The organism is Leclercia sp. S52, assembly GCF_039727615.1.
GTDB lineage: Bacteria > Pseudomonadota > Gammaproteobacteria > Enterobacterales > Enterobacteriaceae > Enterobacter > Enterobacter adecarboxylatus_B.
In genome coordinates, this window is sequence record NZ_CP152474.1 from 3,890,600 (window position 1) to 3,913,354 (window position 22,755).

At 57.7% G+C, this 22,755-nt stretch carries 16 protein-coding genes; 4 read left to right on the forward strand and 12 right to left on the reverse strand.

Translation table 11 applies throughout. The features are described from left to right. Nucleotides 1-28: 28 nt before the first annotated feature. Both AAHB66_RS18590 and AAHB66_RS18595 read left to right on the forward strand, forming a co-directional pair. On the forward strand, nt 29-1,198 hold the full coding sequence (locus tag AAHB66_RS18590; RefSeq protein WP_347114015.1) for a M20 aminoacylase family protein: 1,170 nt from the start codon (nt 29-31) through the stop codon (nt 1,196-1,198). Between the two features lie 25 nt (nt 1,199-1,223). After that, nucleotides 1,224-2,621 (forward strand): MFS transporter, encoded by a 1,398-nt coding sequence (locus AAHB66_RS18595; RefSeq protein ID WP_347114016.1) that lies wholly within the window; start codon nt 1,224-1,226, stop codon nt 2,619-2,621. A gap of 17 nt (nt 2,622-2,638) precedes the next feature. On the opposite strand, the gene queE is transcribed toward AAHB66_RS18595, so the two are convergent. The 3 genes from queE to AAHB66_RS18610 are packed head-to-tail and all read right to left on the reverse strand — an operon-like array spanning nt 2,639 to nt 5,628. Further along, on the reverse strand, nt 2,639-3,310 hold the full coding sequence (gene queE, locus AAHB66_RS18600; protein ID WP_347114018.1) for a 7-carboxy-7-deazaguanine synthase QueE: 672 nt from the start codon (nt 3,308-3,310) through the stop codon (nt 2,639-2,641). A 54-nt stretch (nt 3,311-3,364) separates the two neighbouring features. Continuing rightward, nucleotides 3,365-4,072, reverse strand: coding sequence for an N-acetylmannosamine-6-phosphate 2-epimerase (locus AAHB66_RS18605; protein ID WP_347114020.1), 708 nt, complete (start codon nt 4,070-4,072; stop codon nt 3,365-3,367). Then, a complete protein-coding gene (locus AAHB66_RS18610; protein WP_347114022.1) occupies nt 4,072-5,628 on the reverse strand; it encodes a maltose/glucose-specific PTS transporter subunit IIC in 1,557 nt (518 codons plus the stop codon). The genes AAHB66_RS18605 and AAHB66_RS18610 overlap by 1 nt, the downstream gene beginning before the upstream one ends. A gap of 166 nt (nt 5,629-5,794) precedes the next feature. Here AAHB66_RS18610 and AAHB66_RS18615 point away from each other — a divergent pair, with 166 nt between their 5' ends. Further along, the gene (locus AAHB66_RS18615; protein WP_347114023.1) at nt 5,795-6,619 is read left to right on the forward strand and encodes a MurR/RpiR family transcriptional regulator; all 825 of its coding nucleotides are present in this window, start codon (nt 5,795-5,797) and stop codon (nt 6,617-6,619) included. A gap of 56 nt (nt 6,620-6,675) precedes the next feature. Here AAHB66_RS18615 and eno read toward each other — a convergent pair whose 3' ends face one another. From eno to rlmD, 5 genes are all read right to left on the reverse strand, one after another. After that, the gene (gene eno, locus AAHB66_RS18620; protein ID WP_106994461.1) at nt 6,676-7,971 is read right to left on the reverse strand and encodes a phosphopyruvate hydratase; all 1,296 of its coding nucleotides are present in this window, start codon (nt 7,969-7,971) and stop codon (nt 6,676-6,678) included. A gap of 81 nt (nt 7,972-8,052) precedes the next feature. Then, entirely contained in the window at nt 8,053-9,690 is a 1,638-nt protein-coding gene (gene pyrG, locus AAHB66_RS18625; RefSeq protein ID WP_347114025.1) for a CTP synthase (glutamine hydrolyzing), read from the reverse strand. A gap of 224 nt (nt 9,691-9,914) precedes the next feature. Then, entirely contained in the window at nt 9,915-10,706 is a 792-nt protein-coding gene (mazG, locus tag AAHB66_RS18630) for a nucleoside triphosphate pyrophosphohydrolase (RefSeq protein WP_347114026.1), read from the reverse strand. Nucleotides 10,707-10,776: 70 nt separating this feature from the next. Then, on the reverse strand, nt 10,777-13,014 hold the full coding sequence (relA, locus tag AAHB66_RS18635) for a GTP diphosphokinase (protein ID WP_347114027.1): 2,238 nt from the start codon (nt 13,012-13,014) through the stop codon (nt 10,777-10,779). Between the two features lie 52 nt (nt 13,015-13,066). After that, the gene (gene rlmD / locus AAHB66_RS18640) at nt 13,067-14,365 is read right to left on the reverse strand and encodes a 23S rRNA (uracil(1939)-C(5))-methyltransferase RlmD (RefSeq protein WP_347114029.1); all 1,299 of its coding nucleotides are present in this window, start codon (nt 14,363-14,365) and stop codon (nt 13,067-13,069) included. A 57-nt stretch (nt 14,366-14,422) separates the two neighbouring features. On the opposite strand from rlmD, the gene barA reads away from it, so the two are divergent. Next, complete coding sequence (gene barA, locus AAHB66_RS18645) at nt 14,423-17,182, forward strand: two-component sensor histidine kinase BarA (RefSeq protein WP_347114030.1); 2,760 nt, start codon at nt 14,423-14,425, stop codon at nt 17,180-17,182. Between the two features lie 59 nt (nt 17,183-17,241). Here barA and AAHB66_RS18650 read toward each other — a convergent pair whose 3' ends face one another. From AAHB66_RS18650 to gudP, 4 genes are all read right to left on the reverse strand, one after another. Further along, nucleotides 17,242-18,381 carry a glycerate kinase gene (locus AAHB66_RS18650; protein WP_347114031.1) on the reverse strand — a complete coding sequence of 380 codons (1,140 nt, stop codon included), beginning with the start codon at nt 18,379-18,381 and terminating at the stop codon, nt 17,242-17,244. 87 nt (nt 18,382-18,468) lie between these two features. After that, nucleotides 18,469-19,809: a glucarate dehydratase gene (gene gudD, locus AAHB66_RS18655; RefSeq protein WP_262663333.1), complete on the reverse strand. Its 1,341-nt coding sequence runs from the start codon at nt 19,807-19,809 to the stop codon at nt 18,469-18,471. Nucleotides 19,810-19,821: 12 nt separating this feature from the next. Then, nucleotides 19,822-21,162, reverse strand: a complete 1,341-nt coding sequence (locus AAHB66_RS18660; protein WP_347114032.1) for an enolase C-terminal domain-like protein — start codon at nt 21,160-21,162, stop codon at nt 19,822-19,824. Continuing rightward, nucleotides 21,159-22,517 carry a galactarate/glucarate/glycerate transporter GudP gene (gene gudP, locus AAHB66_RS18665; protein WP_347114033.1) on the reverse strand — a complete coding sequence of 453 codons (1,359 nt, stop codon included), beginning with the start codon at nt 22,515-22,517 and terminating at the stop codon, nt 21,159-21,161. Before gudP ends, AAHB66_RS18660 begins: the two co-directional genes overlap by 4 nt. Between the last annotated feature and the right edge of the window lie 238 nt (nt 22,518-22,755).

The window sequence follows — 22,755 nt, forward strand, 5'->3', positions numbered from 1 at the left end:
ATTGTTTGATAAAAAAAGGATAACAAAAATGACACATCCGATTGTTGAAGCACTGCAGACCACCGAAGCGCAGTTCATTGAGCTGCGCCGTCATTTTCATCAGCATCCTGAGATCGGTTTTGAGGAGCATCAAACCAGCGAGCGCGTGGCGGAACTGCTCCAGCAATGGGGTTACGACGTGCATCGCGGGATGGCGAAAACCGGCGTCGTTGGCACCCTGAAAGTGGGCAACGGCAGCAAGCGTCTGGGCCTGCGTGCCGATATGGATGCATTACCGATGCAGGAGAACAGCGGCAAGGCGTGGAGCAGCACCGTTGAGGGAAAATTCCACGGCTGCGGCCATGATGGTCACACCACCACCCTGCTTTATGCCGCAGAATACCTGGCGCGCAGCCGCAATTTTAACGGCACGCTGCACCTGATTTTCCAGCCGGCGGAGGAGCTGCTGTATGGCGGACGGGTGATGGTCGAGGATGGTCTGTTCGACGCCTTTCCCTGCGACCATATTTTCGGTTTACACAATATGCCGGGGCAAAAGCTCGGAAAAATCGGCCTGCGCGATGGCGCCATGATGGCTTCCTCCGACACTCTGCATATTGAAGTTAAAGGCGTGGGTGGACACGGCGCCGTGCCGGAACATACCGTCGATGCCACGCTGGTAGCCTGCCATATCACTCTCGCCCTGCAGTCGATCGTCTCGCGCAATATCACCCCGTTTGAACCCGCCGTCGTCACCGTCGGCAGTATTCAGGCCGGTCATGCGCCCAATATCATCAACGACAAGGTCCTGATGAAACTCACCGTGCGCACGCTGAATGAAAAAGTACGCCAGACGGTGCTGCAGCGGATCCACGACATCGCCGTCGCCCAGGCAGAAAGCTTTAATGCCACCGCAACCATCAGCCACATCAACGGCAGCCCGGTTCTGAATAACAATCCGGCGGCTAACGAGATGGTGCGCAGTGTGGCGGCGGATCTTTTTGGCCAGGATGCCGTGACGACCGCCCCTCCCTTTATGGGCAGTGAAGATTTTGCCTTCATGCTCGAGAAAAACCCCGACGGCTGCTATTTCACGCTCGGTGCGGGGGATGAAGCGGACCGCTGCATGGTGCATAACCCGGGGTATGACTTTAACGACAGGATCCTGATTACCGGTGCCGCGCTCTGGAGCGCCCTGACCGAACACTATCTGCGTTAATCCGCATCCCCTGGAGGACTGCACAATGAGTACCGTTCCCCTGACAGACACCCCGGCTTTCGCAGGTAACGATCGACTGCTGGCGGGTATTGTACTGAGCGTTCTGACGTTCTGGTTATTCGCCCAGTCGGTAATTAACGTCGTACCGGCGATGAAAAATAGCCTCGACATTTCTCTCGAGACGCTCACCCTGGCGGTCAGCCTCAGCGCGTTATTCAGCGGCTGTTTTGTCGTCGCCAGCGGCGGCTTTGCCGATAAGTTTGGCCGCGTGCGCCTGACGGTCATCGGCCTGGTACTGAGTATTACCGGCAGTGCCCTGCTTTTTCTGGCCCGGGAACCGGTGCTTTTTCTGCTGGGACGTGCGATCCAGGGGCTGTCGGCAGCCTGCATTATGCCCGCCACGCTGGCGCTGATTAAAACCTGGTACGAAGGCAAAGCGCGCCAGCGTGCGATCAGTTTCTGGGTGATTGGCTCCTGGGGCGGCAGCGGCCTGAGCTCTTTTGTCGGCGGTGCCATCGCCACGACGCTGGGCTGGCGCTGGATATTTGTTTTTTCGATGCTGGTGGCTCTGGCTGCACTGCTGTTGATCCGCGGTACGCCCGAGAGCCGAAGCGCCAGCGCCGGTCAGCATAAGCTGGATATTGGCGGGCTGGTGAGTTTTGTCTGTATGCTGGTGCTGCTCAACCTGTTTATCAGCAAAGGCCATGCATGGGGATGGAGCAGCGGTTTATCGCTGTCCGTGCTGGGGGCCGCGATGCTGGCGGCGCTGGGCTTTATCTTTACCGGCCTACGCAAAGGCGATGCGGCGCTGATTGATTTTGCGCTGTTTAAAAACCGGGCCTACAGCGCGGCGGTGTTCTCCAATTTCATGCTCAACGGCTGTATTGGCACCATGATGATCACCAGTATCTGGCTGCAGCAGGGCCATCATCTGACGCCCCTGCAAACCGGCATGATGACGCTGGGGTACCTGGTGACGGTGCTGGGGATGATCCGCGTGGGAGAGAAGCTGCTTCAACGCTATGGCGCGCGCCTGCCGATGATGACCGGGCCAGTGCTGACCGCGCTCGGCATTACCTTTATCTCCTGCACCTTCTTAAGCAAAGAGATCTACATTGTGACCGTCTTTTTCAGCAATGTACTCTTTGGGCTGGGGCTGGGCTGTTACGCCACGCCATCGACGGATACTGCGGTGATGAATGCCCCTGAGAGCAAAGTGGGTGTGGCATCCGGGATATACAAAATGGGCAGTTCTCTGGGCGGAGCGATGGGGATCGCGGTGACGGCTTCACTCTATGCCCTGCTGCTGCCGCTGGGGACAGCCAGCGCGGCGCAATATGCCCTGCTGTTTAATAGCGCGATTTGTCTCGGTTCGGCGGTGGTGACCTGGGCGCTGTTGCCTAAAATAAAGGCCCCTTGTTAAGAGGGGCCCCGGGTGCATCAGGCGATATTCAGGTACTTGTGCGTCTGCATCGACAGACGCCAGTTACGCGCAATGCAGGTTTCGATGCACAGACGGGTGGCATCCTCTTTCTGGCTGATCGGCTGTAGCGCAATCACCCGCTGTTTGTCGTCGGTCAGCGTCACGAGCAGCTCATCCAGCGCTTCAATATCGCGTACGCGCCCGACCGGATGTTTGATCTCGTCCGCCCGCTCCAGCGCCTGAGATAACACATCGTAACCGCCACGCATGTTCACTTTTGGCGACACGGTGACCCAGGTGGTGTGGGAGCAGCGCACTTCGTGCGTGCCGCTGGTCTCAATCTGGCAGCTGTAGCCGTTTTTCTCGAGCAGCGAGGTCAGCGGGAGCAGGTCATGGATGCAGGGCTCACCGCCGGTGATCACCACGTGACGGGCGGTCCAGCCCTGACGGCCAATAATGGCCAGCAGATCTTCCGGATTCGCCGCCCCCCATTTGTCGCTCTCTTTGGTTTTGGCCAGGATGCTAAACAGCGACACTTCCCGATCCGCAAGCTTATCCCAGGTATGTTTGGTGTCGCACCAGGCACAGCCAACCGGGCATCCCTGCAAACGGATAAAAATAGCGGGAACGCCGGTGAAGTAACCCTCGCCTTGCAGGGTCTGGAACATCTCGTTAATCGGGTACTGCATAGTCATCTCAAAGAAGGGGATAAACGTTAAGTATCGCAGATCCCCGGCTCAGGATCATGCCCGATCGGTGCTCTGTGCCTCGATTGCCCCAACAAATCGCGCCGTAATCTGCTGCGGACGGGTGATCGCCCCGCCGACCACCACCGTATATGCGCCTAACTCAAGGCAGCGGGCAGCCAGTTCAGGCGTTTCGACGTTGCCTTCGGCCACCACCGGAATGGTGACGGCCGCGACGACCTCCCGCAAGAATTCACACTCCCGCTCTTTCAGCTTATGGCCTGCGGTATCGGCCGTGTAGCCGTAAAGCGTGGTGCCCACGCAGTCAAAACCCAGCGCCTCGGCGGTTTTCGCCTCCTCCACCGTGGCGATATCCGCCATCAGCAGCTGCGACGGGTATTGCGCACGGATCGCTGCCATCAGCCCGGCGAGCGTCTGGCCGCCGGGACGCGGACGCGCGGTGGCATCAAGGGCGATAATCTCCGGTTTTATGGCCATCAGCTCATCCACCTCCCGCAGCGTGGCGGTAATAAACACCTCGCTGTCCGGATAGTCGCGCTTAATAATGCCGATCACCGGCAGCGAAACCTGCTGTTTGATGGCGTTGATGTCCACGACGCTGTTGGCGCGGATGGCCACCGCTCCGCCCTGGGCCGCCGCCAGCGCCATACGTGACATAATAAACGGGCTGTGTAAGGGTTCGTTATCCAGCGCCTGGCACGAGACGATCAGCTTACCTTTCAGAATTTCCAGTACATTTTTCATTACGATAAAATCTCTTCAACTTCATTTTTGATAATGGTGACATGCGGGCCGTAAATAACCTGTACCCCATTGCCCCGCAGGATCACGCCGCGGGCGCCGGTCGCTTTGAGCATGGCTTCATTCACCTTGCCGCCGTCTTTCACCGTCACGCGTAAACGCGTGGCGCAGCAGTCCACCTCATCCAGGTTATCCCTGCCGCCCAGGCCTTCAATAATCGCCTGCGCCCGTTCGCTTTGAGGAAGCGCGGTTTCCGCCACGGCCTCTTTCTCCCGGCCCGGGGTCGCAAAATCGAAACGGTTAATCAGGAAGCGGAAGGTGAAGTAGTAAAGGAAGAACCACGGGACCCCGACCAGCGGCACATATAGCCAGTGGGTTTTGGCTTCGCCCTGCAGAATGCCGAACAGAACAAAATCGATAAAACCGCCCGAGAAGGTCTGCCCAATGGTGATCTGCAGAATATGGGCGAGCATAAAGGCCAGCCCGTCGAACAGCGCGTGGATGACGTACAGCACCGGGGCGATAAACAGGAAGGAGAATTCGATAGGCTCGGTGATACCGGTCAGGAAAGAGGTCAGCGCCGCCGAAAGCAGCAGCCCCGCCACCCGCTTTTTATTTTCGGGCTTTGCCGTGTGATACATCGCCAGGCACGCGCCGAGCAGGCCAAACATCATGGTAATAAAGCGTCCGGACATAAAGCGCGAGGTACCGGCATAGAACTGCTGGGTATTCGGGTCGGCGAGCTGGGCAAAGAAGATGCGCTGCGTGCCTTCAATCAGCTGACCGTTAATGATCTCGCTGCCGCCAAGCGCGGTGGTCCAGAAGGGCAGATAAAAAATGTGGTGCAGGCCAAACGGGCCGAGCATACGCAGGATAAAGCCGTACAGGAAGGTGCCCAGATAGCCCGTGGCATCAACCAGACCGCCGAGGCCGAAGATCAGCTTCTGAAAGTGCGGCCAGACGACGGTCATGATGGCCCCCGCCAGTATCGCCGCCAGCGAGCTGATAATAGGCACAAAGCGTGACCCGCCAAAGAAACCGAGAAACTGCGGCAGGGCAATCTTGTTAAACCGATGGTGCAGCGTACAGGTTACCAGCCCGATGACCACCCCGCCAAAGACCCCGGTTTCCAGGGTCTGAATGCCCAGCGTCATCCCCTGCCCCACCGCACCGGGATTTTCCTGCGCCAGAGTGCCGTTCAGGATCAGCAGGGCGTTGATCGTGGCATTCATCACCAGGAACGCCAGCAGCGCCGCCAGGCCCGCCGTGCCCTTATCGGTTTTCGCCAGCCCCACGGCAACCCCCACGGCAAAGAGCACCGACAGATTGGCAAAGACAATCGAACCGGCGCTGCTCATGATGGTGAATATCGCCTGGAGCCAGCCCACATCCAGGAAAGGATAGGCCGCGAGCGTGTTGGGGTTCGACAGCGCGCCGCCAATGCCTAACAGCAGACCCGCGGCAGGCAGCACGGCAATAGGTAACATAAAGGATTTGCCGAAGCGCTGGGCTTTTTCAAACCAGGCACCCGACGAGGCGCCGCTGAACAGTTGCATCATTTTTTCACTCCCGGATTATTTGATGAAAATTTTTACCATATATAATTATCAAAGTGAAAATTATCACCAATAACCTGGAGAGCGATCATACTTTTTTTAAAATGACTGGCATCCCGCCCCCGCTTTCCGCCACACTAGCCACAGAAAAACGCATTAAGGATTTTGCATGTCAGAAAATGAAAATCTGCTGCTGAGGCTGCGACAGGGCGTCTCTGGCTATAGTCCGACCCAGCAAAAACTGGGCGAGTTCGTCTTAAGCGATCCGGCAAAAGTGCTCTACTTCACCATTACCGAACTGGCGCGTGAGAGCGAAACCAGTGAGGCAAGCGTGACCAGGCTGTGCCGTTCGCTGGGTTGCAAGGGCTATACGGAATTTAAGATGGCGCTGGCATTGGACGTTCAGCGTGAACAGGCCCCGGCTGTGCAGGGCGATCGGGTGGATGAGGTCGTGGAGGAGTCCGTGCTGGCGCTGCGGGATACCGCCCGGCTGCTTGACAGGGATATGCTGCTGCAGGCCGCTCAGGCGCTGCACCAGTCGCGGTCGGTCTCTATCTATGGCGTGGCGGCAAGTGCCATTTTGGGCGACTATCTGCACTACAAACTGCTGCGTCTGGGTAAACCTGCGCAGCTGTTAAGCGACATGCACCGCGCCTCGATGAGCGCAACCACGCTGGGTAAAGAGGATCTGGTGGTGGCGATTTCGAGTTCAGGATCCACCCGCGATCTGCTGCACGTGGTGAAACTTGCCCGTAAACGCGGCGCGCGAGTGCTGACGCTCAGCAATACGCCGCGCAGCCCGCTGGCTTCAATCAGCGATATGCAGCTGGTGGCGGCAAAACCTGAAGGCCCGCTCAGCGCCGGCGCGATGAATGCCAAAGTGGGGGTGATGCTTTTGGTGGAGCTGCTTGCCACCACGCTCATCTCGCTGGACGACCGCTACGGCGATGCCAGCCAGCAAACCGCCAGCGCTACCCTGCCCCTGCTGCTCTGACGCAGGCATAAAAAAACCCGCCGAAGCGGGTTTTTTCTAAAGATTAAGGTTCAGAATTACTGACCTTTGATCTCTTTACGGCCGTTGTATGGTGCTTTTTCGCCTAGCGCTTCTTCGATACGAATCAGCTGGTTGTACTTAGCAACACGGTCAGAACGGCTCATAGAACCGGTTTTGATCTGGCCAGCAGCGGTACCAACAGCCAGGTCAGCGATGGTCGCGTCTTCAGTTTCGCCTGAACGGTGAGAGATAACGGCAGTGTAGCCAGCGTCTTTCGCCATTTTGATCGCAGCCAGAGTTTCGGTCAGAGAACCGATCTGGTTGAATTTGATCAGGATGGAGTTAACGATGCCTTTCTCGATACCTTCTTTCAGGATCTTGGTGTTGGTTACGAACAGATCGTCACCAACCAGCTGGATTTTGTCGCCCAGTACTTTGGTCTGGTATGCGAAACCATCCCAGTCAGATTCGTCCAGACCGTCTTCGATAGAGACGATTGGGTACTGTTTGGTCAGGTCTTCCAGGAAGTGAGTGAACTCTTCGGAGGTGAAGGCTTTGTTACCTTCGCCAGCCAGAACGTATTTACCGTCTTTGTAGAATTCAGATGCTGCACAGTCCATCGCCAGGGTGATGTCGGTGCCCAGCTCGTAGCCAGCTGCTTTAACCGCTTCAGCGATGACAGCCAGTGCTTCGGCGTTGGAGCCCAGGTTAGGTGCATAACCACCTTCGTCACCTACTGCAGTGTTCATACCTTTAGCTTTCAGAACTTTAGCCAGGTTGTGGAACACTTCAGAACCCATACGTACCGCTTCTTTCAGGGATTTCGCGCCAACTGGCTGAATCATGAATTCCTGAATATCAACGTTGTTGTCTGCGTGCTCGCCGCCGTTGATGATGTTCATCATCGGAACTGGCATAGAGTATTTGCCTGGAGTGCCGTTCAGTTCAGCGATGTGTTCGAACAGTGGCTGACCTTTAGAAGCAGCTGCTGCTTTGGCGTTCGCCAGGGAAACAGCCAGGATTGCGTTCGCACCGAAGTTAGATTTGTTTTCAGTACCGTCCAGATCGATCATGATTTTATCGATGCCAGCCTGGTCTTTGGCGTCTTTGCCAAGGATTGCCTGTGCAATTGGACCGTTAACCGCGCCAACAGCTTTGGTTACGCCTTTGCCCAGGAAACGGGATTTGTCGCCATCGCGCAGTTCCAGCGCTTCGCGGGAACCAGTAGAAGCACCTGACGGCGCTGCTGCCATACCGACGAAACCACCTTCCAGGTGTACTTCGGCTTCAACAGTCGGGTTACCACGGGAGTCGATGATTTCACGACCGATGACTTTAACGATTTTGGACATTAGATTTTCCTCAGTACAAGTTAAACTAAAACTCCAGACAAACAGCGCGTACCTTTGTACGCGCTGCCGTTCTAACTTTTCTTACTTCGCCTGACGCTTCTGGAACTCATTGGCGGCTTTCACAAAGCCAGCAAACAGCGGATGTCCATCACGCGGCGTAGAAGTAAATTCCGGGTGGAACTGACAGGCGACGAACCATGGGTGGTTCGGCACTTCGATGATCTCGACCAACTGATCATCCCCGGAGCGTCCCGCAATACGCAGGCCCGCAGCTTCAATTTGTTTCAACAGCAGGTTGTTGACTTCATAACGGTGACGATGGCGTTCAGTGATTGTCGGCGCACCGTACATCTGGCGTACCAGGCTGTCGTCGGAAAGCTGACAGGCCTGAGAACCCAGACGCATCGTGCCACCCAGATCGCTCTTCTCGGTACGGACTTCGACGTTACCTTCTTCGTCGCGCCATTCGGTAATAAGCGCCACAACAGGGTACTTACAGTCTGGCACAAATTCCGTAGAGTTCGCGTTTTCCATCCCCACAACGTTGCGGGCAAATTCAATCAGCGCAACCTGCATACCCAGGCAAATGCCGAGGTAAGGAATATTGTTTTCACGCGCATAGCGTGCGGTAGCGATCTTGCCTTCAACGCCGCGGTAGCCGAAGCCGCCAGGGATCAGAATAGCATCCAGATCTTTCAGAATTTCTACACCGCGGGTTTCAACATCCTGCGAATCAATCAGCTTGATGTTGACGGTTACGCGGTTCTTCAGGCCACCGTGTTTCAGCGCTTCGATAACGGACTTATAGGCATCCGGCAGTTCAATGTACTTGCCGACCATACCGATAGTCACTTCGCCTGCCGGGTTCGCTTCTTCATAAATAACCTGTTCCCATTCAGACAGGTTAGCTTCCGGACAGTTCAAGCTGAATCGTTTACAAATATAATCGTCCAGGCCCTGTGATTTCAACAGGCCCGGGATTTTATAAATGGAATCGACATCTTTCATTGAAATAACGGCTTTTTCTGGCACGTTACAGAACAATGCAATTTTCGCACGTTCGTTGGCCGGAACGGCACGATCGGAACGGCAAACCAGGATGTCAGGCTGAATACCGATGGAGAGCAGCTCTTTCACAGAGTGCTGGGTCGGCTTGGTTTTCACTTCACCTGCGGCAGCCATGTACGGCACCAGAGTCAGGTGCATGAACAGCGCATGTTCACGACCGATATCTACCGCCAGCTGGCGAATCGCTTCAAGGAACGGCAGGGATTCGATATCACCTACGGTACCGCCGATCTCGACCAGCACCACGTCGTGACCTTCGCCACCGGCAACGATGCGCTCTTTAATGGCGTTGGTGATGTGCGGGATGACCTGAACGGTAGCGCCCAGATAGTCACCACGGCGCTCTTTACGCAGAACGTCAGAGTAGATGCGGCCAGTCGTGAAGTTGTTACGACGGGTCATTTTGGTGCGAATGAAGCGCTCGTAGTGACCCAGGTCCAGATCGGTTTCAGCGCCGTCTTCAGTAACGAACACTTCCCCGTGTTGGATCGGGCTCATGGTACCTGGATCGACGTTGATGTACGGATCCAGCTTCATCATGGTCACATTGAGGCCACGGGCTTCAAGAATGGCTGCGAGGGAGGCTGCGGCAATGCCTTTACCCAGAGAGGATACAACCCCGCCGGTCACAAAAATATAGTTCGTTGTCATGCTGAACCTGAGAAGTTAGGGTGAAACGATGGAATAACCAGGACGGGAAAGTAGTATACCCGAACACGGCGAGCGCCACAAACTTTCATTCTCCGTCTCCTGTCTCAGGCTTTGACTCATATTGGGAGTGAGAAAATAGCCCCTTTTGGGTAAATGTTTTTGACGCAAATCAAGCGCTTGTCATTTAAAAAATCACACAAATTGCGCTTGATCGCAAAAACCCGTTAGAGATCAGATTCCTGGCGTTTTACTTCCTGCCACACTTCTTCCATCGCATCGAGGTCCACGCCGGTCATTTCCAGGCCGCGGGCAGCGATAATCCGCTCCACTTCCCGGAAGCGGCGTTCGAATTTGAGGTTGGCTTTTTGCAGCGCCACTTCGGCTTTGACCCCCAGATGTCGTGAAAGGTTGACGGTGGCAAATAGCAGGTCGCCCATCTCCTCTTCCACCTTGTCCTGATCCACTACTGCCTGTTGCGCTTCGTGCATCACCTCGTCGATCTCTTCATGCACTTTGTCGAGCACCGGGCCCAAAGAGGTCCAGTCAAACCCGACCGTCGAGCAGCGTTTCTGGATCTTATGCGCACGCATCAGCGCCGGCAGGCTTAACGGGATGTCGTCCAGCGCCGAATGTTGGGATTTTTCAGCCCGCTCCGCGCTTTTGATCTGCTCCCAGCGGGCCAGCACTTCGGTACTGTTTTCAGCGGTGGCATCACCAAAGATGTGCGGGTGGCGGCGTTCCAGCTTATCGCTGATGGCGGCGCAGATATCGTTGAAATCGAAGCGCCCCTCTTCCTGAGCCATCTGGGCGTAGAACACCACCTGGAACAGCAGGTCGCCCAGCTCACCGCGCAGATCGTCAAAATCTTCCCGGGAGATGGCATCCAGCACCTCGTAGGTCTCTTCCAGAGTGTAGGGAGCGATGGTGGCGAAAGTCTGCTCTTTATCCCACGGACAGCCGGTTTCCGGGTCGCGCAGACGTTTCATAATGCCGAGCAGGCGGTCGATTTGGGTCATGTCTTATCCTGTTAAATCGGTAATGCCGGGTGGCGGCTGCGCCTTACCCGGCCTACAAAAGAAGGGGCGATTATCCGCCGTGCAGACGGCGGGCGTCGATCACATCCGGAACCTGGTTCAGCTTTCCGAGCACCCGGCCCAGCACCTGCAGGTTATAGATTTCGATGGTCATATCGATAGTGGCGAGCTGCTGGCGAGTGTCGCTGCGGCTGGCAACGCCCAGCACGTTCACCTTTTCGTTCGCCAGAATGGTGGTGATATCGCGCAGCAGGCCGCTGCGATCGTTGGCCGAGACCCGTACCACCAGCGAATAGCCGGCGGAGTAGCTCTCGCCCCACACCGCATCGACGATACGTTCCGGCGCGTGGGACTGTAAATCGTCCAGCTGATCGCAGTCCGCGCGGTGGATAGAGATCCCGCGCCCCTGGGTGATAAAGCCGACGATCTCGTCCCCCGGGATTGGCTGGCAGCAGCGGGCAATGTGGTGCATCAGATTGCCGACGCCTTCCACCACTACCCTGCCGTTGTCTTTTTCTTTGCTGCGGTGCTGCGGCGCATAGGTCTTCTGCTGCAGCTGTTTCAGCGCCGCCGCATCCTGCTCTGCCGCGCTCGGTTTATTGAACTGCGCCTGCAGGAAATTCACCATCTGGTTAAGACGAATATCCCCACCGCCGATGGCGGCCAGCAGTTCATCCAGCTCGTTAAAGTTGTAGCGCGGCAGCAGCTGTTTTTCCGCCTCTTTCAGGTGGATGCCCAGATGCTCCAGCTCGTCGTCGAGGATCTGGCGACCGGCAAGGATGTTTTTGTCACGATCCTGCTTACGGAACCAGGCGTGGATCTTGGAGCGTCCGCGGCTGGTGGTGATATAGCCCAGGTTCGGGTTCAGCCAGTCGCGGCTCGGGTTCGGCTGCTTCTGGGTGATGATGTCGACCTGATCGCCCATCTGCAGCTGATAGGTGAATGGCACGATACGGCCGCCGATCTTGGCGCCGATGCAGCGGTGCCCCACGTCGCTGTGGATGTGGTAAGCGAAGTCGAGCGGCGTTGAGCCTGCCGGCAGATCAACCACATCGCCTTTCGGCGTAAAGACGTAGACCCGGTCGTCAAAGACCTGGCTGCGCACCTCGTCAAGCATCTCGCCGGAGTCGGCCATCTCTTCCTGCCACGCAATCAGCTTGCGCAGCCAGGCGATACGATCTTCGTGGCCGGAGCGCGCCCCGCCTGAGGTGCCCTCTTTGTACTTCCAGTGCGCGGCAACGCCCAGCTCGGACTCTTCGTGCATCTGTTTGGTGCGGATCTGGATCTCCACCGGTTTACCGCCCGGCCCCAGCACCACGGTATGGATCGACTGGTAGCCGTTCGGTTTCGGGTTGGCGACGTAGTCGTCAAACTCATCCGGCATGTGGCGGAAATGGGTGTGAACAATCCCCAGCGCGGCGTAGCAGTCCTGCAGACGCTCGGCAACGATGCGCACGGCGCGCACATCAAACAGCTCATCAAAGGCGAGATGCTTTTTCTGCATTTTGCGCCAGATGCTGTAGATATGCTTTGGCCGACCATAGACTTCGGCCTTCACGCCCTCTTCTTTCATCGACTGACGTAAGCCGCCGACAAACTCCTCGATATAGTGTTCGCGATCGATACGGCGTTCGTGCAGCAATTTAGCAATACGTTTGTATTCCGCCGGGTGCAGGTAGCGGAAGCAGTAATCTTCCAGCTCCCATTTCAGTTGCCCGATGCCCAGACGGTTTGCCAGCGGGGCATAGATATTGGTGCACTCTTTCGCCGCCAGCACGCGCTCATCTTCCGGCGCGTCCTTCACTTCCCGCAGATGGGCAACACGTTCGGCAAGCTTAATCACCACGCAGCGGAAGTCATCCACCATCGCCAGCAGCATACGGCGAACGTTATCGACCTGTTCGGAAGAGACGGAGTCGGTGTGGGTGGCTTTCAGCTGGCGGATAGCCGCCATGTCGCGCACGCCGTGGATCAGCGAGACGATCGATGTCCCGACGCTTTCGCGCAGCACCTCTTCGGAAACTACCTCGGCGTCGGCCAGCGGGAACAGCATGGCGGCGAGCAGGGTGTCGATATCCATGCTGAGCATGGAGAGGATTTCCACCATCTCCACGCCGCGCCACAGCAGCAGCTCGGCATCGGGATGCCCCTTGGTGGTGCGCAGACAGTAAGCCCAGGTTTCGGTTAAGCGTTCACACGACTGCTGGCTGGCAATCCCCAGACTTGCGATCCATTTTTGTGGGTCAAACTCACCAGCTTTATTGAGATGTGCACTTCTTACCGCAACCATTGTCCTCTCCTTTAGGGACCCTTGCCTGTCGAATTCGACAAGCCGAAACTCATCAGTTGTGTTCAAACAACGCCATTGATTCCAGATGTCCAGTGTGCGGGAACATATCAAGCATTGCCAGACGCTGAATCTGGTAACCCGCCGCTAATAATGCTTCGCTGTCCCGGGCAAGCGTCGCCGGATTACAGGAAACATAGACCACGCGTTTTGGAGCGAGTTTAATAATATGCTGCATCACGCCTGGCGCACCTGCTCGGGCCGGATCCAGCAGGATCTTGTCGAAGCCGTGCGCCGCCCAGGGCTGCTGAGTGACATCCTCTTCCAGATTCTCGTGAAAAAATGTCACGTTTTGCAGCGCATTGTGAATCGCGTTATCGCATGCTTTCTCCACCAGCGCCGCCACGCCCTCAACACCCACCACGCTGTGCGCCCGTTTTGCCAGCGGCAGGGTAAAGTTACCCATCCCGCAGAACAGATCGAGCACCCGATCCTGGGGCTGAATATCTAGCCAGTCGAGCGCGGTCGCGACCATCTTTTGGTTCACGCCGTCATTGACCTGAATGAAATCGCGCGGGCTGAACGTTAAGCGTAGCCCGTCTGAATCATACCAGGGCGTTTCACCGCTCAGTTGCTCAAGTATCTCGCTTTGCGGGGCGAGATAAAGGTCAAGCTCATGGGAATGCGAAAAGCGTTCCAGTTTTTCGCGATCTTTGGCCGAAAGCGGTGCAGTATGACGCAGCACCATCAGCGGACCGCTGTTCGCCAGCACCAGTTCGACGTGGCCCAGGTGGCGAACGCCCTGCAGCTCAGAGAGGCATTTGCGCACTTCTGGCAGCAATGCCTCAAGACGGGGCACCAGAATGGGGCACTGTTTCACATCGACGATGTCGCTGGAGTTGGCCTTGCGAAAGCCCATCTCCAGACGCGCGGTTTTCGGCTGATAGTTGAGGCTCAGGCGCGCCCGGCGGCGGTAGCCCCAGGGCTTATCGGCTATCACTTCGTTGACGTCGTGCTTCAGCAGGCGCGCCAGGGCATTGCTTTTGCTGCGCTCCTGTAATGCGATACTGGCATGCTGCTGTTGGCAGCCGCCGCAGACGCCAAAGTGCGGGCAGCGCGGCGTTTCGCGTTGCGGGCTGTCGTTAAGGCGACGTTTTACCTGCCCGCGGGCATACTGACGTTTCTCTTCCGTCAGGACGATCTCTGCACGTTCGTCGGGCAGCAGGCCGGGAATAAACAGGGCTTTACCATCATGGCGCGCCACCCCCTGACCGAAGGGGTCGAGGTCTGTCACATCAACAGTTATGATCTGACGCGTCGTCACGCGCCGCTTTGCAGAGTAGAATTGCGCCATTGCCGGGTATTTTCTCAAATGAACATATTGACTCTAATTGTCCCATAACGGAACTCCATGACCAACTACAGCCTGCGTGCGCGCATGATGATTTTGATCCTCGCCCCTACCGTACTCATTGGTTTGCTGCTGAGTACCTTCTTTGTGGTGCACCGTTATAACGACCTGCAGCGCCAGCTTGAGGATGCCGGGGCCAGCATTATTGAGCCGCTGGCGGTCTCCAGCGAGTACGGCATGGCCCTGCAAAATCGCGAGTCTATCGGCCAACTCATCAGCATCCTGCACCGCCGTCACTCGGACATTGTGCGGGCGATCTCGGTGTATGACCAACATAATCGCCTGTTTGTGACCTCCAATATCCAGCAGGACCCCGGGGTGCTCAAACTCCCGAACGACACGGCCTTCCCGGCACGGCTGAGCGTGATCCGCCAGGGCGAGAGAATGATCCTGCGAACGCCGATCATCTCGGAAAGCTATTCGCCGGATGAATCTGCCGAGTCCGATGCTAAGCCCAATAACAACATGCTGGGATATGTGGCTCTGGAGCTGGATCTCAAGTCCGTGCGGCTGCAGCAGTACCGGGAAATTTTTATCTCCACGGTGATGATGCTGTTTTGTATCGGCATCGCGCTGATTTTCGGCTGGCGTCTGATGCGCGATGTAACCAGCCCGATCCGCAACATGGTGAATACCGTCGACCGTATCCGCCGGGGGCAGCTCGACAGCCGCGTCGAAGGTTTTATGCTTGGCGAGCTGGATATGCTGAAAAACGGCATCAACTCGATGGCTATGTCGCTGGCGGCCTACCATGAGGAGATGCAGCATAACGTCGATCAGGCCACCTCCGATCTGCGGGAAACCCTGGAGCAGATGGAGATCCAGAACGTCGAGCTGGATCTGGCCAAAAAGCGCGCCCAGGAAGCGGCCCGCATTAAATCGGAGTTCCTGGCGAACATGTCCCATGAGCTGCGCACCCCGCTCAACGGCGTGATTGGCTTTACCCGCCTGACCCTTAAGACCGAGCTCAATCCGACCCAGCGCGACCACCTGCATACCATTGAACGCTCGGCCAACAACCTGCTGGCCATCATCAATGACGTGCTGGACTTCTCCAAGCTCGAGGCAGGCAAGCTGATTCTCGAGAGCATTCCGTTCCCGCTGCGTAACGTTCTGGATGAGGTGGTCACCCTGCTGGCGCACTCCTCCCACGACAAGGGGCTGGAGCTGACGCTGAACATTAAAAATGATGTGCCGGATAATGTGATTGGCGATCCGCTGCGCCTGCAGCAGGTGATCACCAACCTGGTGGGCAACGCTATCAAGTTCACCGAGAGCGGTAACATTGACGTGCTGGTCGAAAAGCGCGCCATCAGCAATACCAAGGTGCAGCTTGAGGTGCAGATCCGCGATACCGGGATCGGTATTCCCGAGCGCGATCAGTCACGGCTGTTCCAGGCCTTCCGTCAGGCCGACGCCAGTATTTCCCGGCGTCATGGCGGTACCGGCCTGGGGCTGGTGATCACCCAGAAACTGGTTAACGAGATGGGAGGCGATATCTCCTTCCACAGCCAGCCTAACCGCGGCTCGACCTTCTGGTTCCATATCAATCTCGACCTGAACCCGAATGTTCTGACCGATCGACCGGCGATGGATTGTCTGCAGGGTAAACGTCTGGCCTATGTGGAGGCCAATGCCGCCGCCGCGCAAAGCACGCTGGAGGTGTTGAGCACCACCCCGCTGGAAGTGGTTTACAGCCCGGAGTTCTCCACGCTGTCGGTTGAACATTACGACATTCTGCTGATGGGGATCCCGGTGACCTTTACCGGCGAGCTGACCATGCAGCAGGAGCGGCTGGCAAAAGCGTCCTCAATGACCGACTACCTGCTGCTGGCCCTGCCATGCCATGCGCAGATCAACGCCGAAGAGCTGAAACATGACGGTGCAGCCGCCTGTCTGCTGAAACCGCTCACCGCCACGCGCCTGCTGCCGACCCTGACAGAGTATTGCCGCCTGAACCATTACGCCGCGTCGCTCGTGATGGATGAGAGCAAGCTGCCGATGACCGTGATGGCGGTGGATGATAACCCCGCCAACCTGAAGCTGATTGGCGCCCTGCTGGAGGATCAGGTTCAGCACGTTGAACTTTGCGAGAGCGGTCTGCAGGCCGTTGAGCGGGCGAAGCAGATGCAGTTTGACCTGATCATGATGGATATTCAGATGCCCGGTATGGACGGGATCCGTGCCTGCGAGCTGATCCGCCAGCTTCCCCATCAGCAGCACACTCCGGTGATTGCCGTGACCGCCCACGCGATGGCGGGTCAGAAAGAGAAGCTCTTGAGCGCCGGGATGAACGACTATCTGGCAAAACCGATTGAAGAAGAGAAGCTGCACAACCTGCTGCAGCGCTACAAGCCCGGCCCTGCGGGAGGTAACTGGATTGCCCCTCCGGAGGCACCCGAGATCCCGATCAACATCAGTGCCACCCTCGACTGGCAGCTGGCGCTGCGTCAGGCGGCGGGCAAAAACGACCTGGCGCGGGAGATGCTGCAGATGCTGGTGGCCTTCCTGCCGGAGATCCGCAATAAGGTAGAGGAACAGCTGGTAGGGGAAAATCCGGAAGACCTGGTCGGGGCGATCCACAAACTGCACGGCAGCTGCGGGTACAGTGGCGTGCCACGTCTGAAAAATCTCTGTCATTTACTGGAGCAGCAGCTACGTTCCGGTACGCCGGAAAGCGAGCTGGAACCGGAGTTTCTGGAGCTGCTGGATGAGATGGATAACGTGACGCGGGAAGCGATGAAGGTGCTGGGCTCATAGCAAAAGTATGCGCACGGACGATCCCCTCTCCCCTTTGGGGAGAGGGTTAGGGTGAGGGGCTACAACCCCATCCCCACCTTCAGCACCGCCGCAATATTCCTCGCCGCCATCCGCACGTTTTCTTCGGCGTCTTCCAGCGCCTCCTCCAGTGTGCAGATGGTGTAGATCACGCTGAACACCGCATCGATGCCATGATCGTGCACCACGCCGACATCCGCCGTCAGGCTGCCCGCCAGGCCGATCACCGGTTTGTTGTGGCGCTTCGCGATCTTCGCCACCCCCACCGGGACTTTGCCATGAATGGTCTGGCTGTCGATCCGCCCTTCCCCGGTGATCACCAGATCGGCATCGGCCACCAGGCTGTCGAGGTTAAGCGCCTCGGTCACAATCTCAATGCCCTGGCGCAGCTGCGCGCCGCAAAAAGCGTATAGCGCTGCTCCCATGCCGCCTGCTGCACCGCCGCCGGCCAGGCCGAGCACGTCCACATCGAGGTCACGGGCAATGATCCGCGCATACTGCGTCAGTGCCCCATCGAGGCGCGTAATCATCTCCGGTGTAGCCCCTTTCTGCGGGCCAAACACGGCGGTAGCGCCGTTTTCACCGGTCAGCGGGTTGGTGACGTCGCAGGCCACTTCAATCCGGCACGTCGCCAGCCGTTTATCGAGACCGCTGATATCAATGCGCGCCAGCTTCTCCAGCTCGCCGCCGCCGGCGCCAATGGCGTTCCCCTGCTCGTCCAGCAGCTTCGCGCCCAGCGCCTGCACCATCCCTGCCCCACCATCGTTGGTGGCGCTGCCGCCAATGCCGATGATGATATGTTTCACGCCCGCATCCAGCGCATGGCGGATCAGCTCCCCGGTTCCCCAGGAGGTGGTTTTCAGCGGATTACGCTGTGCCGGCGGTACCAGCTCCAGCCCACTGGCCGCCGCCATCTCGATAAACGCGCTTTTGCCATCACCGGAGCGACCATAAAAACCGTCAACATGCTCGCCGAGCGGCCCCGTTACCCGCACCTGAATAATGTCTCCCTGAGTGGCGGCAACCATCGCTTCCACGGTGCCTTCACCGCCATCGGCGACCGGCAGTTTGACGTACTCAGCCGTGGGGAAAATTTCGCAAAATCCCTGCTCTATCGCCGTCGCCACAGCCAGGGCACTCAGGCTCTCTTTATACGAGTCCGGTGCGATAACTATTTTCATAAGCCGTCCTTACGCATGTTGACTACCATAAGCATACACCCGTGACGCAAGAGAAAATGCCGACTCCCGCAGGAACCGGCACCGGACTTAACGCACCATGCAAGGGCGTTTGTTGTTGAAGGTCCACTCCGGGATCAGGTACTGCATCGCCATCGCGTCGTCGCGCGCGCCCAGGCCGTGCTGCAGATACAGCTCATGCGCCTTCATCACCTGATCCATATCCAGCTCAACGCCCAGACCCGGGGTGGTCGGCACCTGCACCATCCCGCCCTTGATTTCGAACGGCTGTTTGGTCAGGCGCTGGTTGCCCTCCTGCCAGATCCAGTGGGTGTCGATGGCGGTGATGTTGCCCGGCGCGGCCGCGGCCACATGGGTGAACATCGCCAGCGAGATATCGAAGTGGTTGTTGGAGTGTGAGCCCCAGGTCAGGCCGAACTCATGACACATCTGCGCCACGCGCACCGAGCCCTGCATGGTCCAGAAGTGCGGATCCGCCAGCGGAATGTCGACCGACTGCAGGGAGAGGGTATGGCCCATCTGCCGCCAGTCGGTAGCGATCATGTTGGTGGCGGTCGGCAGACCGGTAGCGCGGCGGAACTCGGCCATCACTTCACGGCCGGAGAAGCCCTGTTCGGCGCCGCACGGATCTTCCGCATAGGCCAGCACGCCCTTCAGGCGCTTACCGATGCGAATCGCCTCTTCCAGCGACCAGGCCCCGTTGGGATCGAGGGTGACGCGCGCCTGCGGGAAGCGTTTCGCCAGGGCGATAATAGACTCCGCTTCCTCTTCCCCGGCCAGCACGCCGCCCTTCAGTTTGAAATCGTTAAAACCGTACTTCTCATAGGCCGCTTCCGCCAGACGCACAACCGCGTCCGGAGTCATCGCCTCTTCATGGCGCAGACGATACCAGTCGCACTGCTCATCCGGCTGGCTCTGGTACGGCAGCGGGGTCAGCTTGCGGTTGCCGACGAAGAACAGGTAGCCCAGCATTTCGACTTCTGTACGCTGCTGCCCGTCGCCCAGCAGGGAAGCCACGTTGACGCCCAGATGCTGGCCCAGCAGGTCGAGCATCGCCGCTTCAATGCCGGTCACCACGTGAATAGTGGTGCGCAGGTCAAAGGTCTGCAGCCCGCGGCCGCTTGCATCGCGGTCGGCAAATTCGTTACGTACGGCATTGAGAATATTTTTGTACGCGCCCAGGGTTTGGCCCACCACCAGCGGGATCGCATCTTCCAGCGTTTTGCGGATCTTTTCGCCGCCCGGGATTTCACCCACCCCGGTATGGCCGGAGTTGTCTTTGATAATCACGATATTACGGGTGAAGAACGGGGCGTGGGCTCCGCTCAGGTTCATCAGCATGCTGTCATGACCGGCAACCGGGATAATCTGCATGGAAGTCACAACAGGGGTAGTAAATGTGCTCATAATTCAATCCTTTAATCAGTGGCGACCGAACGCCGGGCGTTTGCGGTCAAATGTCCAGCCGGGGATAAGGTACTGCATCGGGCCTGCGTCATTACGCGCGCCGCCGGGCAGTTTCTTATAGGCTTCATGGGCTTTGTGGATCTGATCCCAGTCAAGCTCCACGCCAAGCCCCGGTGCATCCGGTACGGCAATCTTGCCGTGTTTAATTTCCAGTGGATTTTTGGTCAGGCGCGCTTCGCCTTCCTGCCAGATCCAGTGGGTGTCGATAGCCGTTGGCGTACCCGGTGCAGCGGCACCCACATGGGTAAACATCGCCAGCGAGATATCGAAGTGGTTGTTAGAGTGGCAACCCCAGGTTAAGCCCCAGTCGTCACACAGCTGCGCCACGCGTACCGCGCCGGAGAGCGTCCAGAAGTGCGGATCCGCCAGCGGGATGTCCACCGAGTTCAGCATCACGGCGTGGCCCATTTCGCGCCAGTTGGTGGCAATCATATTGGTTGCCACCGGCAGGCCGGTGGCGCGGCGGAACTCCGCCATCACCTCACGGCCGGAGAAGCCCTGCTCGGCGCCGCACGGATCTTCGGCATACGTCAGGACATCGCCCAGGCCTTTGCACAAGGCGATAGCCTCATCCAGCAGCCAGGCCGCGTTGGGGTCGACGGTAATGCGCGCATCCGGGAAGCGTTTTTTCAGGGCGCGGGCGCTGTCAATCTCCTGTTCGCCCGGCAGCACGCCGCCTTTCAGTTTAAAATCTTTAAAGCCGTAGCGATCCTGCGCCGCTTCTGCCAGACGGACCACCGCCTCGCTGGTCAGTGCCTCCTGATGGCGCAGGTGATACCAGTCGTGACTGCCCGGCGAACGCTCCAGATAGGGCAGATCGGTCTTAGTGCGATCGCCCAGGTAGAAGAGATAACCCAGCACGGTGACCGCATCGCGCTGCTTGCCCGGGCCGAGCAGTTCGCACACCGGCACGTTCAGCGCTTTGCCGAGCAGATCCAGCAGCGCCGCTTCCAGCGCTGCCACGGCATTGACCCGCAGTTCAAATGTCCAGGCCCCTTTGCCGAAGGTATCGAAATCGGCGGACTGGTTGCCCTTGTGCACGCGCTGGACCACCTTGTTCAGCCGCGCCACCTCCTGACCGACCACCTGCGGGATGGCATCCACCAGGGTCTGGTAAATCACCTCTCCGCCCGGGGCTTCCCCGACGCCGGTATTCCCGGCGTTATCGGTCAGCACCACGATGTTGCGGGTAAACCAGGCGTTATGTGCGCCGCCGATGTTCAGCAGCATGCTGTCCTGGCCGGCAACCGGGATAACCTTCATTTCGGTGACAACAGGGCTCGATTGCATACTCATGATGAACGCTCCGCGACAGGTTTCAGTTCGATACGTTTGATATCACCCACCAGCACCAGGTAGCTCAGTACCGCCACCAGGGCGTGAACACCGACGTAGATCAGCGCCCCGTTGAACGACCCGGTGGTGCCGACGATATAACCGATAGCAATCGGGGTGACGATCCCGGAGATGTTGCCGAACATATTGAACAGACCGCCGCTCAGGCCGCTGATCTCTTTCGGCGCGGTATCCGCCATCACCGCCCAGCCCAGCGCCCCGATCCCTTTACCGAAGAAGGCCATCGCCATGAAGCCGATAATCATCCACTCAGCGTCAACGTAGTTACACACCACCATCGACATGGAGAGCAGCATCCCCAGCACAATTGGCGTTTTACGGGCGATATTCAGTGAACCGGTACGACGCATCAGCCAGTCGGAAATCACCCCACCCAGCACGCCGCCCACAAAGCCGCAGATCGCCGGAACAGAGGCCACGAACCCGGCTTTCAGAATCGACATGCCGCGGGCCTGCACCAGATAGACCGGGAACCAGGTGATAAAGAAGTAGGTTAAGGCGTTGATGCAGTACTGGCCGAGGTAGATCCCCACCATCATGCGGGAGCCCACCAGCTGTTTGATCTGGCCCCATTTCTGGCTGAACGGCACTTTCTCTTTGTTTTTCGCCTGATCCATATTGATCAGCGCGCCGCCCGCGGCAATGTAATCCAGCTCTTTCTGGTTCACGCCCGGATGCTGGTTCGGCTCGTGGATCACTTTCAGCCAGACAAAGCTGATGACAATGCCCAGACCGCCCATAAAGAAGAACACGTGTGACCAGCCCACCTCGTGGGTCAGCCAGCCCATGATAGGGGCGAAGATCACGGTCGCGAAGTATTGCGCGGAGTTAAAAATGGACACCGCCGTTCCCCTCTCCTGCGCCGGGAACCAGGCTGCCACTATGCGGCTGTTACCCGGGAAGGAGGGAGCTTCTGCCAGCCCGACGAGGAAGCGCAGGGTGAAGAGCGCGACAATAATGCCAAAGCCGTTAAAGACATCAACAAAGCCCTGTAACAGGGTAAACATGGACCAGATAAAGATGGACCAGAAGTAGACGCGTTTTGAACCAAAGCGGTCAAGCAACCAACCGCCAGGGATTTGGCCGATAACATAGGCCCATGAAAATGCAGAGAAAACATAACCCATACCGACCGGATCCAGACCGATATCTTTTGCCATTTCAGAACCGGCAATCGACAGCGTGGCGCGGTCGCCATAGTTAAAGGATGTGACGATAAACAGCATCACCACTATCCAATAGCGAGCGTTGGTGCGCTTTTCAGCGCTGCTCGCCGCCTGGCTTAATGTACTCATTCTTGCACTCCTGAATCATAGCTTTTATCGCTACGTTCATTCTGAACAGCACAACCGGTAGGGTAATCAGAATGACGTGTATGTGTTTTTTTGCAGTTCAAACGCTGAGGTCTTTTGCCTCACTGACTGCATTTTTATTAACTGGCGGAAAAAGTATAAGAAAGGATCCAGGCCCCTCTCACCGTGCAACAACACAACATTGGCGGGAGGGTTTGAGGTTGTTTATGGCATAAGCCTA

Coding starts and splice junctions, on each gene's coding strand:
- AAHB66_RS18590 (WP_347114015.1), top strand. CDS start 29: ATGACACATCCGATTGTTGAAGCACTGCAGACCACCGAAGCGCAGTTC.
- AAHB66_RS18595 (WP_347114016.1), top strand. CDS start 1,224: ATGAGTACCGTTCCCCTGACAGACACCCCGGCTTTCGCAGGTAACGAT.
- queE (WP_347114018.1), bottom strand. CDS start 3,310: ATGCAGTACCCGATTAACGAGATGTTCCAGACCCTGCAAGGCGAGGGT.
- AAHB66_RS18605 (WP_347114020.1), bottom strand. CDS start 4,072: ATGAAAAATGTACTGGAAATTCTGAAAGGTAAGCTGATCGTCTCGTGC.
- AAHB66_RS18610 (WP_347114022.1), bottom strand. CDS start 5,628: ATGATGCAACTGTTCAGCGGCGCCTCGTCGGGTGCCTGGTTTGAAAAA.
- AAHB66_RS18615 (WP_347114023.1), top strand. CDS start 5,795: ATGTCAGAAAATGAAAATCTGCTGCTGAGGCTGCGACAGGGCGTCTCT.
- eno (WP_106994461.1), bottom strand. CDS start 7,971: ATGTCCAAAATCGTTAAAGTCATCGGTCGTGAAATCATCGACTCCCGT.
- pyrG (WP_347114025.1), bottom strand. CDS start 9,690: ATGACAACGAACTATATTTTTGTGACCGGCGGGGTTGTATCCTCTCTG.
- mazG (WP_347114026.1), bottom strand. CDS start 10,706: ATGACCCAAATCGACCGCCTGCTCGGCATTATGAAACGTCTGCGCGAC.
- relA (WP_347114027.1), bottom strand. CDS start 13,014: ATGGTTGCGGTAAGAAGTGCACATCTCAATAAAGCTGGTGAGTTTGAC.
- rlmD (WP_347114029.1), bottom strand. CDS start 14,365: ATGGCGCAATTCTACTCTGCAAAGCGGCGCGTGACGACGCGTCAGATC.
- barA (WP_347114030.1), top strand. CDS start 14,423: ATGACCAACTACAGCCTGCGTGCGCGCATGATGATTTTGATCCTCGCC.
- AAHB66_RS18650 (WP_347114031.1), bottom strand. CDS start 18,381: ATGAAAATAGTTATCGCACCGGACTCGTATAAAGAGAGCCTGAGTGCC.
- AAHB66_RS18660 (WP_347114032.1), bottom strand. CDS start 21,162: ATGAGTATGCAATCGAGCCCTGTTGTCACCGAAATGAAGGTTATCCCG.
- gudP (WP_347114033.1), bottom strand. CDS start 22,517: ATGAGTACATTAAGCCAGGCGGCGAGCAGCGCTGAAAAGCGCACCAAC.